This is a genomic window from Streptomyces sp. NPDC059679 (assembly GCF_042734105.1).
GTDB lineage: Bacteria > Actinomycetota > Actinomycetes > Streptomycetales > Streptomycetaceae > Streptomyces.
The window spans coordinates 137,127-154,733 of sequence record NZ_JBHWES010000018.1; the positions used below are offsets into that span (position 1 = coordinate 137,127).

A 17,607-nucleotide genomic window follows, 5' to 3' on the forward strand; every position below is an offset into this window, starting at 1 on the left:
ACCGGGACCTGATCACCGCGGTTTGACCGCCGCGTGGACGGTCTGCGCGCTCAGCCAGAACACATCCGGCCGGAGGAGCACGCCCGCCTCGTCGTCCGGGTCGAGCAGCCGGTCGAGCGTGGCGCGGTCCGTCGCGTCGAGGCGGTCGGCCAGATGGTCGGACAGACGGGTCAGGTCGGCGTGCAGCAGACGGCGGGCCGGGGCGTCGAGCGGTGCGGGCAGGTCGGTCAGGAAGCTGCGGCTGCGGGCCCCGGTCAGCCCGGCCGCCGCGAGCATGGCCGGCCAGTCCTCGGTCGTCTCCTTGGCGTAGGGCAGCCCGGTCCGCATCTCGGCGAACGCCTCCTCCTGCAGCGCGTCGAGCCGAGTCAGCAGGCCGGGGCGGCCGATGCCGATGTCGCGGGGCAGCGCGCGCGGCGACAGCCCGCCCTCGGCCACGGCCAGCACCCCGCCGGGGCGCAGCGCGGCGGCGAGCCGGTCGAGCGCGCCCTGCTGGTCCCCCAGGTGGTGCACCGCCTTGCTGGACCAGATCAGCTCCGCGTCCCCCACCTCGGCCAGCCCCTCGGGCAGTTCGGCCAGGTGGGTCCGTACGCGGTCGGCGACCCCGAGCCGCGCGGCGCGTTCGCGGGCCCGCGCCAGCAGCTCCGGGCTGCCGTCCACGGCCACCACCTCGGCGTCGGGGAAGGCACGGGCGAACACGCACGCGGCGCCGCCGGGCCCGCTGCCGATGTCGAGCGCGCGCTGTACATGTCCCCCATCGAGCCTGAGGAGCCCGCGCAGCCACTCGGCGGTCTGCTCGACGGCGGGGGTGTGAACATCCGCGCTCAGGTCGAGGAGTTCCCCGAAGGCGGCCCAGTCCGGGTGCGCGTCATCGGCATGGGCGGGGCCGCCGTGGGTGTGGGAATGGGTGGGGTCAGCGTGGGTGTGCTGGTGTCCGCTCATGCCGCAGAGCCTGCCCCCGCCCCGCCCGATCGACAAACATTGTTGCCGGTTCGGCAAGGCGGGCCGCCACCTGCCCCGGGGCGGTATCAGCCCCCCGTGACCCCGGTGGGGGTGAAGGTGATGGGCAGCGACTCCAGATAGCGGTACCAGACGGAGTCCACCCACCTCAGCTCCTCGGGGGCCACCGCGAGCACCAGGTCCGGAACGCGGTCCAGCAACACCTCGATCGTCGTCTCCGCGATGATCCTGGCCGTCTCGGGGCCGCCCACCGGGCATCCGTACTCGCCGGCGCTGAAGGCGACATGGGAGTGGTTCCCGGCGTGGCCGACGTGGCCGTTCGGCCACAGCAGCGGGTCGGCGTTGGCGGCGGCCAGGCCGAGGACGACGAGGTCGCCGGTGCGGATGCGCTGACCGCCGAGGACGGTGTCGCGGGTGGCGTACCGCCCGATCAGGTTCTGGAGCGGGGCGTCCACCCACAGCACCTCGTTCATGGCCTCGCCGATGCTGCGGCGGTTGCCCGTGAGGGTCGTGGCGAAGCGCTCGTCGGTGAGCAGCAGCCGCAGCGTGTTGCCGATCCAGTACGAGGTGAGCGGCAGCGCCGCGCCCATCAGCATCATCACGTCCGCGATGTGCTGCTCCTCGGTGAGGTTCGGAGTGCTCTGGATGAACCGCGAGGTGAGGTCGGGGCCCGGCGCCTCGCGCTTGGCCTTGACCAGCCCCGCCACATACGCGGCGGCCCGCTGCTGAGCGGCCATGGCGTCCTCGCCGGAGACGAACGAGGAGGTCAGCCCCTCCGCCAGGACCGCCAGTCCGTCCTCGTCCTCGGCCAGGCCGAACACCTCGCCCATGACGAGGGTGGGCACCGAGTAGATGTAGTCGTACACCAGATCCGCCCGGCCGGTCACGGCGAACTTGTCGATCAGCTGATCGGCGAAGCGCTCGCAGTGCCCGCGCAGCACGAAGGGGTCGAGCGTGGCCAGGACCTCGCTGACGGCCGCCGCGCGCCGCAGGTGCTCCTCCCCCTCCGTGAAGGGCATCATCGGGGTGTACCGCACCCACGGCATGAGGGACCAGTCCGGCGGCACGCTGTCCCAGCCGTTCCAGCGGCGCGGGTCGCGGCCGTAGGTCTCGATGTTGTTCAGCACCTGGCGGGTCTCGCGGTAGCCGACGACGAACCACACGGGGACGTCGCCTTCGAGCAGGACGCGGGTGACCTGTCCCTCGCGTCGTATCCGCCGGTACGTCTCGGCCGGCTCCCGCCGGAAGTCCGGTCCGTACAGCCGCGCGGCGTGGGCGGGGCAGCCCGGGGGCGGGGTATCCGGTGCGCTGCGCGCGGCCTGAGGGACCTGCGCGTCCTGGGGGTTCTGGGGGTCCTGAGGGTTCGTCACTGCGTCGTCTTCCTCGGAGCGGCGTATCGGGGGGCTGCCGGGAGGCTAACGAAGTGATCAGATCAGACCAACATCCTTGTCAAAAAGCGGTGTTCTAGGACACACCCTGTCCTCGGGCGATGCCCTCGATGCGGTGGGCGAGCCGGAGGTCCAACTCGGTCACCTTGCCGCCGACACTGTGCGTGTTCACCGAGACGCCGACCTTGTTGTAGCCGAGCGTGAGGTCGGAGTGGTGCCCCAGCTCCTCCTGCGCCTCGGCGACCTCGGCCACCAGACGGGCCGCGGCCAGATGTCCGGGGAAGGAGTACCCGCGCACCAGCCGGTCGTCCCGCAGCGACCAGCCGGGAAGGTCCTCCAGACCCCGCTCGATCTCCTCGTTCGACAGCGGCTGGACTGCCATGGGGCGCCCCTTTCGTCGCGACTGCCCCCACCTTCCCACGCACCGTGCGGGCCGCGCACGAGGCGCAGACGCGTGTTCGGTTACCGTCGGGGCATGACGACTGCCGTGATTGCCCCGGGGGTGGGCGCTCTGCTGCGCGAATGGCGGGACCGGCGGCGGATCAGCCAGCTCGAGCTCGCACTGCGCGCCGACTCCTCCGCCCGCCACATCAGCTTCATCGAGACCGGACGGGCCAGGCCCAGCCAGGAGATGGTGCTGCGCCTCGCGGAACACCTCGACGTACCCGTACGGGAGCGCAACGCCCTGCTGATCGCGGCCGGTTACGCGCCGCACTACCCGGAGACCTCTGTGGACGACCCGTCGATGGGCCCGCTGCGCGAGGGGATGGAGCGGCTGCTGACGGGTTACGACCCGTACCCGGCCATCGTCGTCGACGGCATGTACCAGGTGGTGGCGGCGAACCAGGGGATGGCGATGCTGCTGGAAGGGGTCGCGGACCACCTCCTGCGGCCACCCATGAACGCGATGCGCATCACCTTGCACCCGGACGGCCTGGCCCCGCGCATCCTCAATCTGCGCGAGTGGCGGGGCCATCTGCTGGAGCAGATGGAGCGGCAGCTGGCGCTGATGCGGTCCTCGCCGCTGCGCAAGCTGTACGACGAGGTCAGCGCCTATCCGCTGGGCGCGGGGGGCCAGGAGCGGGCGGCCACGGGCGGGGACCACGCGCCCTTCGCGCTGCCGATGGTGATCGAGCACGCCGGACATGTGCTGTCCTTCGTGTCCACGATCGCGACCTTCAACACCCCCATGGACGTCACCGTCTCCGAGCTGGCGATCGAGACCCTTCTCCCGGCCGACCCGGAGACGGCGCAGACCCTGCGGCGGCTCATGCCGTAGGCGCCGCCGGGATGCGGTCCAGGAAGCCCAGGACGGAGCGGATCCGGCCGTCCTCGGCCAGCGTGATCACATCGAACCCGGCGACCGGCGCCGAGCCGTCGGCCGTCGAGACCAGCTCCCAGGTGAAGCGGGCGGTGTCGTGGTGGCCGTCGACGGTCCCGGTGTGCTGGAAGACAAAGCCGGGGAACTGCTCCTGGGCCCCGGCGATGACCGCCGCCAGCTGGTCGTGGCCGCTGACGGCGGCGAGCGGGTCGGTGTAGCCGCCGTCCTCGGTCCAGGCGGCGGCGACGGCCTTGGAGCGGGCCTCGGCGTCGGTCGCGTTCCACGCCTCGAAGTAGCGGGCGACGGCGGTCTCGTACTGGGTCTGCGCGGTCATGGCAGGGCTCTCCTCATGATGAAAAGTGCTGGTGAGGCCGGGTTCCGAGCCGGAGTGCGCCGGCCCGGAACCCGATGCCCCAACCATGCCGCCGACGGCTCGCCCGGTCGATTACCCGCCAGGTAATGACGATGGCCCGGCTCGGGACGGCCCGGCTCAGGAGAGCGCCGACCAGGCCTTTTCGACCAGGGACGCGACCTTGTCGGGCTGGTTGGCCAATCCGCTGCCGCCCGTGCGGACCTGGACGGTGAGCCCGTCGCCGGTGCGCTGGCAGTAGGTGACGTGCACGGACTCCTTCCTGGGCTCGGAACCGGCCGCGGTGGGCTCGTTGTAGAGCACGCAGGACACGTCGCCGATCGTCTTGAGCTCGTCCTGTGGCTTTTCCAGACCGAGTCGTTTCGGGTCCTGGTCGGGGACGTACGGCTTCGGGGACCGGCTGCGGACCGCGACCAGCGTGGCGGTCGTCAGGACGCCGTCGTCGGCGTACCGCTTCACCACGGCGGCGGCACCGCCGTACGCCTCGGACAGCCGCTCACCGCTCTTGCGGTCCTCCTCGGTGATGGCGTCCGCCATGTCCTTGGCCTTGGGGACGCCTGACTCGCTCTGGATCTCAGCGAAGGGTCTGAGCCCGTCGAGCTTCGCCGGAGCGCTGAGCTTGGCGTCGCCGCCCCCGCCGCCGAAGCCGCCGCCGTCGTCGTCCGAGAGCAGTACGGGTATGCCGACCGCGGCGAGGCCGACCACGAGGCCGATCGCGCCGGTGACCAGCGGGTGGCGCAGCGAGATCCGGCCCTGCCGCGGGGGCGCGGGCGGGTGCGCGGCGGGGTGCTGTCCGGGCTGAGGTGGGATGCCCGCGGGCTGGGGCGGGACGCCCGCGGGCTGAGGGGGCGTCGGAGGGTGCTGCTCGGTCATGTCGGCCTCACGTCGTTACATGTCGTCACAGAAGCGTTGGCGCATCATTCTCGCCCAACAGGCCCCTGAATGGCCCGAGTAGACACTGTCTACCCGACCTGGTAGACAGTGTCTATGAGCGAGCACGACACGGGGCTGCGGTCCCGTCTGATCGAGGTCGGCGTGGATCTGGTGACCAGGGAAGGGATGCAGTCCCTGTCCCTCCGGGAGATCGCCCGCCGGGCCGGGGTCTCCCATGGAGCCCCGCGCCGCTACTTCCCCACCCACCTGGCGCTGCTGTCCGCGATCGCGCGCCAGGGCTTCGCCGAGCTGGCCGCCGGGGTCGCCGAGGCGGTCGGGGACGGACGGGTGGAGCCGCGCGCCCAACTGATGGCGCTGGGGCGGGTCTACCTCGACTTCGCCCTGACCAACCGCGGCATGTTCGAGCTGATGTTCCGCCATGACCTGCTGGAGAGCGACCACCTCGGGCTGCGCGGGACCAGCCTGCCGCTCTTCGAGGTGCTGGTCGACCTGGTCGCCCGGGCACGGCCCGCGGTCGATGCCCCGCCCCAGGTCGTCGCGGGCGCGCTGTGGGCCAATCTGCACGGCATCGCCCAGCTGTGGGGGTGGGGCAGCCTTCAGCTCGCGACGGGCACCGACGACGTCGAACCGCTGCTGCGCGCCGCGCTGGAGGCGCACCTCGGGCCGGAGCGGCGATGAGGTCCTCGTACCAGCGGATGCTCACGCTGGTCGCCGGCGTCGCCGGGGCCGCGATCGTCGCCCTGGACGGCACCGTGCTGACCATCGCGCAGCCCGATATGCGCCGGGATCTGCACGCCTCGTTCGCCGCGGTGCAGTGGACCAGCACCGGCTATCTCATCGCGGTGGCGGGCCTGTTGGTGTTCGCCGGCCGCCTGGGTGACCGCTACGGCCATCAGCGGCTGTTCGCCCTCGGCACCCTGGGCTTCGCCGCCGCGTCGGCGGGCATCGGCCTGGCGCCGGGGGTGGGCTGGGTGATCGGTCTGCGCGTCGCCCAAGGGGTGTTCGGCGCGCTGCTGCAACCGGCCACGCTCGGGATGCTGCGGGCCGCGTACCCGCCGGACCGGATCGGCATGCCCATCGCGCTGCGCACCAGCGCCATCGGGCTGGCGGCCGCGGCCGGTCCGCTGATCGGCGGGGCGCTGACGGACCGGCTGGGCTGGCGCTCCGTCTTCTTCCTCACCGTGGCGCCCGCGCTGCTGCTCGGTGTCCTGGCGCTCGTCGTCCGGATCCCGGAGCCCAAGCGGACCGCCGACCTCCCGCTCGATCTGCCCGGTGCCCTCCTCCTCGCGCTCGCCCTGGCGTCCGTGGTGTACACGCTCGTCGCGCTGCCGGAGAGCGGCTGGACGGCGGCGACCGCGGTCGGGGTCCTCGCCACGGCAGCGGCAGGCGGCGCGTTCGCCCGGCACGCGCGGCGCACCGCGCACCCCCTGCTGCCGCCGGGCCTGCTGCGCTCGGCGGCCGTCGCCCCGGCGCTCGGCGTCCTGGTGGCGGCGTCGGCCGCGGTGTTCGGGGCGCTGTTCCTCGGCACGTACTTCCTCCAGGACGTGCTCGCGCTCGACCCGCTGCAGAGCGGGCTGAGGGCGCTGCCGCTGCCCGCGATGATGGTGCTGGGCGCGCCCGTCTGCGCCGTACTGCTGCGCCGGTACGGACCCCGGCGGACAGCCGTGGCGGGGATGGCGCTGCTCGCCCTCGGCGTGCTGCTGTTCTCCCGGCTCGACGAGGAGTCCACGGCCGTGGCGATCGGCGGCTGCTTCCTTGCGATCGGCGCCGGGTTCGGCGCGGTGATGGTCACCGCGACGGCCGTGATCGTGCGCCACGCGCATGTGGACCACGCCGGGGTGGCCGGCGGGCTTCAGCAGACCGCCCTGAACGTCGGCCCGGCGCTGGGCGTCGCCGCGGCGACCATGCTGATGGCCCTCACCACGACGGCCACCACGCTGGTGGTCCTGGCGGCCGTCGCCGCGGCCGGGGTGCCGCTGGCCGCCGCGCTGCCCGGGTCGGGCGGCGGGTCGCGCGGCGGGTCGGGCGGCGGGTCAGACGGCCGGGCGCGCGCCGTCCGCGGGAACCGTCTCCGCGGCCGTGCCGGCTCGGGTGGCGGCGCGGCGGGCGGCCATCAGGATGTAGACCAGCACACCGGCGAAGAGGAAGAGCGTGCCCTGGTACACCGCGGCGTATCCGGCGCCCGCGACCAGCCAGAAGGAGAAGCCGAAGCCGAGCAGCGCGAGCACCAGGTCCCGGACGAAGCGGCCGGCGCGCACCTCGTCCCGGCGCCCCGACAGCAGGAAGTGGACCTGGGCGCCGGCAGCCAGCAGATACGGGACGGTCGCCGAGAAGGTGGTGATCAGGACCAGGGACTCGAAGACCCCGCCCGAGCCTGAGGTGTAGTTCAGGACGGTGAGCAGCGAGGCGAGGACGGTGCCGACGAGCACGCCGAAGGTCGGCACACCGCGCCGCTTGGCGGCGAACGCGGCGGGGAAGAGCCCGTCGCGGGCGGCCGCGTACGGCGCCTGGGCGCTCATCAGGATCCAGCCGTTGAGCGCGCCGACGATGGACACCACGGCGGCCAGCGCGATGAGGGTGCCACCCCAGGAGCCGCCGAACATGGCGTTCACGGCGTCGGAGAAGGGCGCCGTGGAGTTCACCAGGTCCCGGTGGGCGACGGTGCCGAAGACCGACAGGGTGCCGACGAGATAGACCGCGGCGGCGCCGACGGTGCCAAGCACACTGGCCCGCCCGACGTTGCGCTCCGGGTCGCGCACCTCGCCCGCGCTCATCGACGCCGATTCGACGCCCACATAGCTGTAGAGCAGGATCGCGGCCGCCGCCGACAGCCCGCCGACCGCGCTGCCGCCGCCGGAGTGGAACGGGCCGAGGTTGTCCGGGTCGAAGAAGAAGAGCCCGGCTACGGCGACGAAGAGCAGCGGCACGAACTTGAGCACCGTGGAGACGATCTGCACCACACCGACCCACCGCGTGCCCGCCAGGTTCGCGAGCGCGGGCAGCCACAGCGCGAGCAGCGCCACGGCCAGGTCGACGCCCTTGGACTCATGGCCGGGGACGAGCACATGGACATAGCCGACGGCCGCCACCGCAAGCGCCGCGTTGCTGACCCAGGTCATGGTCCAGTACGACCAGGCGGACAGGAACCCCGCGAAGTCGCCGAACGCCGCGCGCGCGTAGACGTACGGCCCGCCGGTGCGCGGATCGCGCTCCGCCAGCCGCCCGAAGACCAGCGCGAGCGCGACCGCGCCGACGGTCAGGACGACGAAGGCGAGCAGGCTGACGGTGCCGTACGGGGCGACGGAGGCGGGCAGCAGAAAGATGCCGCCGCCGATGATGTTGCCCATGACGAGCGCGGTCGCCGTGGGCAGGCCGAAGCGGCGGGCGTGGTGCGGGTCGTGCATTCCGCCATGGTCGGGGAATCATGCATGGTGCACCAAATCACCGCGTTTTGTCCGGCAGGGGTGGCGGGGCCGCCGGAGATGCTGCGGTGACATCGCCGAGCAACCGTGATTCCTCGCTCTCCGGAACCTCTGGGACCTGCGGGGCCGGTGGGGTCTCCGGAACCTGCGGTCCGTCCGCCTCCCGCAGCCAGCGCCGCAGCACCGCGTGCACCCGCTCGGCCCCCACCAGCTGCTCCCCCGGCCGGATGGGCGGGCTGAGCTCGATGGGCCACAGCAGAAAGGGGTGGCTCTGCGCCCCGCCGAGCCCGCCGTGCGAGCCGATCTGCCCCTCGAAGGCGTGCACCTCGCCGGTCGCCGGGTCGTAGGCGGAATTGACCATGATGTCGGGGGCGTTCGCGAAGCGCGCGGTGCGCCGTACGGCGGCCACGGCGCCGTCCCCGAAGACCTTGAGGGGGCTGCGCCCCACGACCCGGCCGGTGTCGAGGTGGTGCTCGGCGCCGTCCGCGCCCAGCACCACCGCGCCGTGCCGCTCGGACCGTACGAGCAGGAAGCCCACACCGGGGTGGTCGGCGAGGGTGCGCAGCAGCGCGGGGTGGCGGCGGTCGATCTCCTCGCGGCTCATCCGGCCCGGCACATCGGGGAAGGAGACAAGACCCAGGTTGCCGGAGGCGAGCACCACCGGGTCGGACGGGCCGTGCCCGTCGCCGTCCCGCTCGGGCCTGCGCAGCGCGGCGCGCGCCGCCTCGCGCGCCTCGGCCCCTCCCCCGGCCAGCGCTGGGCGGTGCCCCCCGGCGCGCCCGGCCTGCCGGGGCACGGGCAGTGCGCAGCCGGCCCGCACCAGGTCCTCCAGGGTGAGGCCGTAGGCGTCGGCGAAGGTCGCGCCGGGGCTCTGCCCGTGGTCGGAGAGCAGCACGATGCGGTAGTCGCGCGGTGCGTGCTCGACGACCTCGGCGATCAGCGCGACGCTGCGGTCGAGGCGGCGCAGTACTTGGTGGGTGTCGCGGCTGCGCGGCCCGGAGTGGTGGGCGACCTCGTCGTACGCCACCAGATCGGCGTAGATCGCGGTGCGCCCGGACAGGATGTCCCCCATCACCGCGGCGACCACGACATCCCGCTCCACGACGGTGGCGAAGGCGCGGATGAACGGATACAGCCCGCCCCGCCCCACCCGCGGCGTCTCGCGGCGCAGTCTGGCGCGCGCCGACTGGCCGAGCTCGCGGAAGATCTCGGCGAGGAAGGAGCCGGCGGTGCGGGTGGCGTTCGCGGGGTCCCTGAAGTACGCGAAGTAGCCGCTGCGGGAGCGGTTGTGGCGGCCACGCCGGGCGGCCACCGAGAGCACCAGGGCCAGTTCCTCGGCACCGCCGGTGAACAGGTTGCCGCGGCTGGCCCCGTCGACGGTGAGCAGCCCCTCGTCCCCGGTGCGAGCCGCGGCCCGGCGCTGCAGTTCGGCCGCGCTGGTCGGCCGGTTGCTGACGATGACCTGCCGGGCTTCCTTCTCGTACCAGCGGAAGGCGGGCACGTCCTCGGTGGAGCCGTGCAGAATGCCGAGCTGGCTGGCGCCGGTCTGGCTGGACCAGTCGGTGCGCCAGGGGGTGAGCGTATGGGTGGTGTCCACCCAGCCGGCGACGGTCTCCATGATCGGCGGCCGGTTGCCACGGGGCCGCACCGCGTCCCGCAGCACATCGTGTCCCACGCCGTCGATCTGCAGAAACACCGTTCCGGGCGGCTGCGGCGGCCCGTCCGTCCCGCCCTGTCTGCGCCGTCTGCCCTGTCTGCGGTCTGCCAGCCGCGCCAGCCGCCGGCCGTAGGCGCCGTCGTCCCGTACGGTCAGGAAGGTGCTGGTCGCCGAGGACGCGGCGGACATCACGGCCGCGACCACCACGGCGGTCTCCGGCTCAGCGGCGCCACGCCCGTCCGGTATCAGGTTCAACGCGACCAGCAGCAGCGAGCCGTTGAGCACGAACACCAGCAGCCCGAGCACAAACGCGGGCACCAGCAGCAGGGCCCGCACCAGCAGCGGCCACACCAGCGCGCTGAGCAGGCCGAAGGCCCCGGCGCCGCTCGCCGCGGTGATCGCGATCCGGGTGGTGCTGTCCCCGTCGGCGGACTGCAGCCGGAAGTCGGGCAGGATGCCCGCGAGGGCCAGCATGGTGAGCGTGGACACGGCCCACACCGCGAGCACCCGCAGCAGGGCCGCGCCCACGGACTTCCAACGGGGCATCTGCACGCCGTACTCACCTCGCGTATCCACGCCCGCTCGGCACTCGCGGACCGGCCCCCAGCCTGTCACAGCGGACCTCGGGCCCGGCCGTGGCGTTTCTCTATAAGAATCTCGTTCATTGATATGGACACGCCATGCGCGCGGGCCTACCGTGACTCTTGGTCTAGACCATGATCAATCGACCCGTTATCGACTGGAGGTGATGATCAATGCCCGCGTTACGCACCCGAGTGGCCATGGCCGTCGCCGTCGCCGCGCTCATGGCGGCGCCGGCCGGCCTGGCGTCGGCGGCACCGGCGACCGCAGCCGCGCCGACGGACGGCTGGCAGCAGAAGTCCTTCACCTACGCCATGCACAAGCCCTGGAACCTCGACCTCAGCGAGCGCTACCGCTACGACTCGGGCACCAAGACGCACACCATGTGGGTGTACTCCACGGACGAGCCCCTGGAGGAGGGCAGCTCGACCGATCCGCGCACCGAGATGCGCTGGAATCAGGAGTACACCTCGGGCAAGCACATGTGGGACGCCGATGTGTACATCCCGTCCGGCACCAACGGCGCGGACTTCATGCAGATCCTGCGGGTCAAGCACCCCTCCGGCACCCCCGCGACCGACATCATGCTGCGGGTGTCCAGCGAGAACGGCGGCACCGTCAAGCGCTACACGGACCAGGTCATCAAGTCCGGTGTCTACAACAAGTGGTGGAACCTGAAGGTCGCGCACGACGCGGACGCCGGAAAGATCCAGGTCTACGCCGACGACCAGCTGGTCCTGACCGTCGCCGACCGAGGGTCCGCGACGCGCCACTTCAAGAACGGCGTGTACCACCACGGCAGTGGCCGGGCCGAGGCCCGCTTCCGCAACATCCACTATTGGGTCAAGTAGAGGAGCGCGAGACATGTCCGTGAAACACCGCGCGATCGCCGCGATCTCGGCCGCCTGCGGACTGCTGCTGACGGCTCCGACCGCCGCCCACGCCGAGGTCGAGCCCGGCGGCTGGACCTCGGAGTCCCCCGGATTCAAGGTGCAGGAGCGGGGCTGCGGTCAGGTCGACGATCTGACCTTCAAGCTCACCTGCTCGACGGCGAGCGGGGACCAGCGCGCCGAGCGGCGGTATGACACCTACACCGGTGGCACCCACCAGTTCGAGGGGTACTTCAAGGTCACCAGCATGGGCGGCACCCGGATCAGCCTGAAGCAGACGTTCAACGACACGGACGGCAGTGCGGGCCCGTACTTCATGCTGGCCGTCGAGCGCGGCGGGCGGCTGTACGCCGTGCACGGCGGGGACACCCTCTCGAACGCGGGGACCGTCGGCGCGACGGTGCGGGTGAACACCGTGCACCAGGTGGGCAAGGAACACCGCACCTACATCAACGGATCGCTGAAGCACACCGTCGACAGCCCCGGCGGCAGCTTCTACGACAAGTTCGGCGCCTACCGCACCAGCAGTGGCAACGGCCCGGCCACGGTGGTGTGGAGCAACGTCAAGTTCTGGCGCAAGTGAGCGGCGCGCGCAGAGCCCTGGCGGCGGCGGTCCTCGTCGCCGCCGCCCTGGCCGGCTGCTCGTCGCCGCAGCCGGCCACCCGCTCCGCCGAACCGGCCCCTTCCTCCGCCACCGGCACCAAGCTCACCGCCACCGGCCCCCGGCTCACCGCCACCCTGACCTCGCCGGTGGACATCACCCTGAGGTGGACGGGCACGGAGCCGGGGGCCGCCGGGCGGATCGTGGAGTTCGCGACCGAACCCGAGGGGCCGTACACGATCCTGGAGTACGTCCCGCTCGGCCAGACCTCGTACCGACACCCCGATCTGATGCCCCAGACGCCCTTCTACTACCGCGTCCGCCCCTACTACGGGCCCGCCTCGCGGCCGGTCGAGGTGCGCCTGCCCAAGGGGGACTTCACGGCGAAGGAGCAGAAGAGCGACCACGAGTGGGCGCCGCCCCGGACACTGCGCCAAACGGCCGTGCACACCGGCTCCGTCAAAGACGCCGCCACGGCGCGGGCGGCCGCCCCCACCGGGCTGAAGGCGACCGTCATGCACGCCAACGGCATCCGGTTCACCTGGACCGACCACGCCTCCGACGAGCAGGGCTATCTGCTGGAGGACCGGCCACAGGGCGGCGACCGCTTCCGGCCGGTGGCCGTCCTGGACCGGAACATCAACTCCTTCGGCCTGATCACCCTCCCGAACGAGAAGCGAGCCGCGTACCGGGTGCGGGCCTTCACCTACGGCAAGGGGTCCAACGTCGTACACCTGAAGACGGGATCCGCGCCGGAGCGGTGACGGCTCACGCGGGTCGGCCGAGCTCCTTGCGGAACAGCTCCAGGACGTTTCCGCCGAGGATCTTGAGGATGTCGCCCTCGGGCAGGCCCCTGCGGACCAGCGCCTCCGTCACCAGCGGCAGCCCGCGGGGGCCTTCGAGGCCCGGCACCACCAGCTCGGCGTACTCCAGGTCCTCGCAGCACGGCGGGCTGGTGTCCGCGCTGACCTCCTTGATGAAGTCGGGCCCAAGACCCACCCGGTCCACGCCCGCGACCTCGACGATATGCAGGATGTGATCGGCCAGCCGGTCCACCGTGCGCTCGGCGGGGTCGGTGGCCACGAACTCGCCGAGGAAGTTCACACACACCATGCCACCGGTCGCGACAAGGCCGCGGATCTGCTCGTCGGTGAGGTTGCGGTGGTGGTCGAGCAGGGCGCGGGCGGAGGAGTGCGTGGCCAGCACGGGCCGGGTGGCCAGCTCCAGCACATGGGCGACGCCCGAGGCGCCCAGATGGGACACGTCGAAGAGGATCCCCAGGCGCTCCATCTCCGCCAGCGCCGCCACCCCCGCCTCGGTGAGCCGGCTGCCGGTGGCGTCCTCGCCGCTGCCGTCGGCCAGGGCGGTACGGCCCCAGTGAGCGATGGACGCCATGCGCACCCCGAGCCGGTGCAGGGTCGGGATCAGCTCCACGTTCGCGTCCAGCCCTGGGGCGCTCTCCAGCGCCAGGACCAGCGCGATCCTGCCCTCGTCCAGGGCGCGGTCGATGTCGTCCCCGTCCAGGCACAGCCGTACCTCGTCCGCGTTGCCCTCGGCCAGGGTGTGCGCGCACTCGATCATCCGCAGCGTCTCGCGCAGCGCGCCCTCGGGGCGGAACTGGTCCTCGATGAAGACCGGCAGCACCTGGAGATCCACCCCGCCCTCGCGCAGCTGGGGCAGCCACTGGTCGCGGAAGAAGGAGGCCCAGCGGTGCGGCGGGCGGGCGGTGACCGCGATCAGCAGGTCGTTATGGGCGTCGGCGACCACCGCGCGGCGGTGGAGTTCCAGATGCGGGGACACGTACGCCATGGTGGCGTACGGGCCGGGCGCCGGGCCACGGAATATCTGACGGGGAGCGGCGGCGCTGTCAACACCCTTTCGAATGAATCGTCGCATCCATGAACCGGTATCGGCCGTTCCAGCGGTACCGTCCCACCGGCATGGCTGTTGTCGGGGCGCCGGGGGGATATGAGCGTGGAGAAGTTCAACGTGGTGGCGCTGGGACCGTCCGGCTCCGGCAAGACCGTGTATCTGGCGGCGCTCCAGGAGCGGCTGCGCACACAGGACCCGGAGCTGGGATTCCATGTGCGGCTCCCCCGCGACCAGGAGCGGAAGCTCACCGAGGTGTACTCCGAGGTCGCGAGCTCTGGCGACTGGCCGGCGCCCACCGACCGTACGGAGACCCCCGAGTGGACGTTCACCTGCCGGATGTGGACCCGGTTCGGGGTGTTCGAGACGATGCAGATCGAGTACATCGACTACGCCGGGGAGCATCTGACCCACCCTGTCGGCGAAGGGTCGCAGGTCCAGGACTGGTTCGAGGAGCGCCTTGAGACGGCCGACGCGCTGCTCGGGCTGCTGGACGGGGTCAAGATCCGCGGCCTGCTGTTCGGGAACCGGGGCGCGGAGGACTTCCTCCGGGACGATCTGGCGCCGATGTTCTCCCTGATGCAGGGCTTCCCGGGGCCCATCCATTTCGTGGTGACCAAATGGGACCTGGTGGAGCAGAACTTCACGCTGGCCGACGTCAGGCAGCGCCTGATGCGGGAGCCCACCTTCAGCCGGCTCGTCGCCAGCCGCGCGCCCGGGAAGACCCGAAGATTCCCGGTGCCGCCCGGCCGGATCCGGCTCATCCCGGTGAGCGCCGTCGGCCGGGGGTTCGCGGTGCTCGACAGCGAGGGCAAGGTGCGCAAGCTGGACCGGACGAACCCCAAGCCCATGAACGTGGAGATCCCGCTCGTCTCGGTGCTGCCGGATCTGTGCGTACGCGCGTACGAAGCGCTGCGGATCAGCGAGGCCAGGCGGGCGGCCGGCCAGGACCCACAGCAGGACCAGGAGGCGGGCGAGAACCAGAATCCCGGCCAGGACTCGGGGGACCAGGCCGGCTCCCCCGGGCGCGTCAGGAAGCTCCTCGCGGCGGGCCTGTCACCCCAGTTGCAGGCGCAGCTGATGAAGTCCGGGATCACCGTCAGCCCCGCCGTGCTGGCGGGCTTCCTGGACGCCGCGCTGGGGGCGCTCGGCCAGCTGGCCTCCCGGTCGCCGCGAGAGGTCCGCAGGGCCAAAAGACTCCAGCGGTCCTGGCGCGGGCGCCGCGTAAAATCCGTCAAGGACGAGAAGTCCGCCGTGCACCACACCGTTCACCGCCTGGTCGGCCGGCTGGGCGAGTTCGAGCGGGCCGAGCCGGACTCCATATTGGCCTGAGGCGTGGGTGGTCCCGTGGAGAGTGTCGAGTGGTGGCCCTTCCTGATCAGCCGAGGGCGCCGCACCCCCTTCCGTACGGTCGTGGTGCCCGGTCTGCCCGGCGGCGCGGCTGACGGGCTGGAGCCGGTGCTGCTGGACGCGGCCGGCGGGAAGCCCACCCCGGAGGGGCAGCTGCGGTTCCGGGTCATCGAGCGGTCCGACGCGGACGACCTCGCCCTGGTGTTCCGGGTGATACGCCCCGATCCGGTCGAGGCGGGGGAAGAGCGGGGCGCGCTGTACGACGCGCACTCCCGCCCGATCTATCTGATCGAAGGGGTGCTGCGCACCCTCCCGGCGGTCGCGTCCGACGGCGGACCGCGCCCGTGGGTGCCGCAGGGGGCGCTGCGGACCGCCCATGAGCACAACGTCCCCGCCTTCCAACGGTTCTGGCAGACGGACCGGTACGACCTGGCCCCCGTCCGGTCCAAGGCCCTCAGCTTCCCGGCGAACGCAGCGGTGGAACGGGCCCAGTGGTCCGTCTCGCCCCCGTTCCGGGTGCGCGCCAGACGGCCGGCGAAGCCCGACCCCCCTCCTCCGCCGCCCCCGGCCGCCGGCAGCCGCCGGGGACGGCTGCTGCTGTGGTGGGGGGCGCTGCTGGTGCTGGCGGTCGTGCTGGCGTTCGCGCTCAGCGGCTGAGCGCCCTGCGGTGAGCGGGCGGCGGTGAGCGGGCGGCGGTGAGCGGGCGGCGGCGAACGGGCGGGGTGAACGGGCGGGGGCCGTCCACCGACGCCGGGCGCGGTGAGAGGATCGACGCGGACGTAACCGTCCACGCCGTCCGCCGGTCCGGGCGGCGCGGTCCGGGCGGCGCCATGAGGGAGGGTCCGAGTGTCGGTGGAGATCACCTGGTGGGGGCATGCCACCACCACCGTGCGGGACTCCGGCGTGCGCGTGCTGACCGACCCGTTGTTCGTACGGCGGCTGGCGCATCTGCGGCGCCGCCGGGGGCCTGTGCCGCCGCCCGCCGCCGAGGTCGCCGATGTCGCGGTGGTCTCCCATCTGCACGCCGACCACCTCCACCTCCCCTCGCTGATGCGGCTGCGTCCCGGCACCCGGCTGGTGGTGCCGCGCGGCGCCGGGCGGGCCGTGCCGGGGCTGCGGCGGGTGGCCCGGGCGCGGGAGCTGCGGGTCACGGAGGTGCGGCCGGGCGAGGAGATCGCGGTGGGCGAGGTCCGGATCCGGGCCGTACCGGCCGCGCACGACGGCAGACGGCTGCCGTACGGGCCGAGCCGGGTGCCCGCGCTCGGCTACGTCCTGCGGGGCGAGTCCACGACGTACTTCGCGGGCGACACCGGTCTTTTCGACGGCATGGCACGGGCAGTCGGCGACTGCGACGTGGCGCTGCTGCCGGTCGGCGGCTGGGGCCCCTACCTCGGCCACGGCCATCTCGACGCCCACCGGGCCGCCCAGGCGCTCGCCCGTCTTGGCGCGCGCAGCGCGGTGCCCGTGCACTACGGCACGTACTGGCCGATCGGCCTCGACGGGATCCGGCCGCACGAATTCCACTCCCCCGGCGACGACTTCGTCCGGCACGCCGGACGGCTGGCCCCCGACGCGGTGGTGCATGCGCTGCGGCACGGCGAATGCGTACACCTGGAGACCACCGGATGACCGGCCAGATACTCGACGGCATCGGCGAGCTCGCGCGCGGCGTGCCGCCCGAGTCGACTCAGCAGGCGGTCGGCTACCCCTCGCTGTTCCTGCTGGTGGTGCTGGGGTCGCTGGTGCCGGTGGTGCCGACGGGCGCGGTGGTCAGCTCGGCGGCGGTGGTGGCGATCCATCAGAGCGTGCCGCCCCTCTCGCTGCTCGTCGTCTTCTGTGTGGCCTCCTTCGCGGCCTTCCTCGGGGACATCGCCCTGTACTGGCTCGGCCGCCGTGGCCTCGGCTCGAAGAACGGCTCCCGCTGGCTCGCCCAGCTCGAAGGCCGCGCCGCCCCCGAACGCCTGGCCCAGGCCCGCACCCGCCTCGACGAGCACGGGGTCGCGGTGCTGGTGCTCTCCCGTCTCCTCCCCGCCGGACGCATCCCGGTGATGCTCGCCTGCCTCCTCTCCCGTATGCCGATGCGCCGCTTCGCCCGCGGCGACGCCCCGGCGGTCCTGGCCTGGTCCGGGGCCTACGCCCTCATCGGCATCCTGGGCGGGTCGCTCTTCGCCAGGCCCTGGGAGGGCGTGGCCGCCGCGATCGTCCTGACCGTCCTCCTCAGCACCGCCCCCACCCTCTGGCGCCGCACCCGCGCCCGCCGCGAGGCACACGGCGAGGCGACGGGCTGACCTTTTCCTTCCACGCCC

General features: G+C 72.6%; 17 protein-coding genes and 1 pseudogene. 10 read left to right on the forward strand and 8 right to left on the reverse strand.

What is annotated here, in order from left to right; all coding sequences use genetic code 11:
- Positions 1-12: 12 nt before the first annotated feature.
- The 3 genes from ACFV2X_RS21070 to ACFV2X_RS21080 form a co-directional block, all read right to left on the reverse strand.
- Positions 13-939, reverse strand: coding sequence for a class I SAM-dependent methyltransferase (locus tag ACFV2X_RS21070; RefSeq protein ID WP_385618453.1), 927 nt, complete (start codon positions 937-939; stop codon positions 13-15).
- A gap of 86 nt (positions 940-1,025) precedes the next feature.
- Positions 1,026-2,327, reverse strand: coding sequence for a cytochrome P450 (locus tag ACFV2X_RS21075; RefSeq protein ID WP_385618455.1), 1,302 nt, complete (start codon positions 2,325-2,327; stop codon positions 1,026-1,028).
- Between the two features lie 94 nt (positions 2,328-2,421).
- On the reverse strand, positions 2,422-2,727 hold the full coding sequence (locus ACFV2X_RS21080; RefSeq protein ID WP_385618457.1) for a 4a-hydroxytetrahydrobiopterin dehydratase: 306 nt from the start codon (positions 2,725-2,727) through the stop codon (positions 2,422-2,424).
- Positions 2,728-2,820: 93 nt separating this feature from the next.
- Here ACFV2X_RS21080 and ACFV2X_RS21085 point away from each other — a divergent pair, with 93 nt between their 5' ends.
- A complete protein-coding gene (locus ACFV2X_RS21085; protein ID WP_385618460.1) occupies positions 2,821-3,624 on the forward strand; it encodes a helix-turn-helix domain-containing protein in 804 nt (267 codons plus the stop codon).
- Here the strand turns inward: ACFV2X_RS21085 and ACFV2X_RS21090 are convergent.
- Together ACFV2X_RS21090 and ACFV2X_RS21095 are read right to left on the reverse strand one after the other, a co-directional pair.
- The gene (locus ACFV2X_RS21090; RefSeq protein WP_385618463.1) at positions 3,614-4,000 is read right to left on the reverse strand and encodes a nuclear transport factor 2 family protein; all 387 of its coding nucleotides are present in this window, start codon (positions 3,998-4,000) and stop codon (positions 3,614-3,616) included. The genes ACFV2X_RS21085 and ACFV2X_RS21090 overlap by 11 nt on opposite strands.
- A 156-nt stretch (positions 4,001-4,156) precedes the next feature.
- Positions 4,157-4,909 (reverse strand): hypothetical protein, encoded by a 753-nt coding sequence (locus ACFV2X_RS21095; protein ID WP_385618465.1) that lies wholly within the window; start codon positions 4,907-4,909, stop codon positions 4,157-4,159.
- Between the two features lie 114 nt (positions 4,910-5,023).
- Between ACFV2X_RS21095 and ACFV2X_RS21100 the strand changes: the two genes are divergently transcribed.
- Both ACFV2X_RS21100 and ACFV2X_RS21105 read left to right on the forward strand, forming a co-directional pair.
- On the forward strand, positions 5,024-5,608 hold the full coding sequence (locus ACFV2X_RS21100) for a TetR/AcrR family transcriptional regulator (RefSeq protein ID WP_385618468.1): 585 nt from the start codon (positions 5,024-5,026) through the stop codon (positions 5,606-5,608).
- Positions 5,605-6,954: pseudogene (locus tag ACFV2X_RS21105) on the forward strand (MFS transporter); the annotation flags it as partial. The gene ACFV2X_RS21100 and the pseudogene ACFV2X_RS21105, both read left to right, overlap by 4 nt.
- A gap of 9 nt (positions 6,955-6,963) precedes the next feature.
- On the opposite strand, the gene ACFV2X_RS21110 reads toward ACFV2X_RS21105, so the two are convergent.
- A complete protein-coding gene (locus tag ACFV2X_RS21110) occupies positions 6,964-8,334 on the reverse strand; it encodes an amino acid permease (RefSeq protein WP_385618471.1) in 1,371 nt (456 codons plus the stop codon).
- A gap of 37 nt (positions 8,335-8,371) precedes the next feature.
- Complete coding sequence (locus ACFV2X_RS21115; protein WP_385618550.1) at positions 8,372-10,555, reverse strand: phage holin family protein; 2,184 nt, start codon at positions 10,553-10,555, stop codon at positions 8,372-8,374.
- Between the two features lie 209 nt (positions 10,556-10,764).
- On the opposite strand from ACFV2X_RS21115, the gene ACFV2X_RS21120 reads away from it, so the two are divergent.
- Genes ACFV2X_RS21120 through ACFV2X_RS21130 form a run of 3 tightly spaced genes read left to right on the forward strand, consistent with a single transcriptional unit; the run spans position 10,765 to position 12,846 of the window.
- Positions 10,765-11,442 (forward strand): cinnamyl alcohol dehydrogenase, encoded by a 678-nt coding sequence (locus ACFV2X_RS21120; protein ID WP_385618474.1) that lies wholly within the window; start codon positions 10,765-10,767, stop codon positions 11,440-11,442.
- Between the two features lie 13 nt (positions 11,443-11,455).
- Positions 11,456-12,064, forward strand: coding sequence for a hypothetical protein (locus ACFV2X_RS21125; RefSeq protein WP_385618476.1), 609 nt, complete (start codon positions 11,456-11,458; stop codon positions 12,062-12,064).
- Complete coding sequence (locus tag ACFV2X_RS21130) at positions 12,061-12,846, forward strand: fibronectin type III domain-containing protein (RefSeq protein WP_385618478.1); 786 nt, start codon at positions 12,061-12,063, stop codon at positions 12,844-12,846. Before ACFV2X_RS21125 ends, ACFV2X_RS21130 begins: the two co-directional genes overlap by 4 nt.
- 4 nt (positions 12,847-12,850) lie before the next feature.
- On the opposite strand, the gene ACFV2X_RS21135 is transcribed toward ACFV2X_RS21130, so the two are convergent.
- Positions 12,851-13,891, reverse strand: a complete 1,041-nt coding sequence (locus ACFV2X_RS21135) for a dipeptidase (protein ID WP_089509028.1) — start codon at positions 13,889-13,891, stop codon at positions 12,851-12,853.
- Between the two features lie 165 nt (positions 13,892-14,056).
- On the opposite strand from ACFV2X_RS21135, the gene ACFV2X_RS21140 reads away from it, so the two are divergent.
- From ACFV2X_RS21140 to ACFV2X_RS21155, 4 genes are all read left to right on the forward strand, one after another.
- Positions 14,057-15,283, forward strand: a complete 1,227-nt coding sequence (locus ACFV2X_RS21140; RefSeq protein WP_385618481.1) for a hypothetical protein — start codon at positions 14,057-14,059, stop codon at positions 15,281-15,283.
- Positions 15,284-15,298: 15 nt separating this feature from the next.
- Positions 15,299-15,958: a hypothetical protein gene (locus ACFV2X_RS21145; RefSeq protein WP_385618484.1), complete on the forward strand. Its 660-nt coding sequence runs from the start codon at positions 15,299-15,301 to the stop codon at positions 15,956-15,958.
- A gap of 189 nt (positions 15,959-16,147) precedes the next feature.
- The gene (locus tag ACFV2X_RS21150; protein WP_385618487.1) at positions 16,148-16,930 is read left to right on the forward strand and encodes an MBL fold metallo-hydrolase; all 783 of its coding nucleotides are present in this window, start codon (positions 16,148-16,150) and stop codon (positions 16,928-16,930) included.
- Complete coding sequence (locus ACFV2X_RS21155; protein WP_385618490.1) at positions 16,927-17,589, forward strand: DedA family protein; 663 nt, start codon at positions 16,927-16,929, stop codon at positions 17,587-17,589. Before ACFV2X_RS21150 ends, ACFV2X_RS21155 begins: the two co-directional genes overlap by 4 nt.
- The last annotated feature ends 18 nt before the right edge of the window (positions 17,590-17,607 follow it).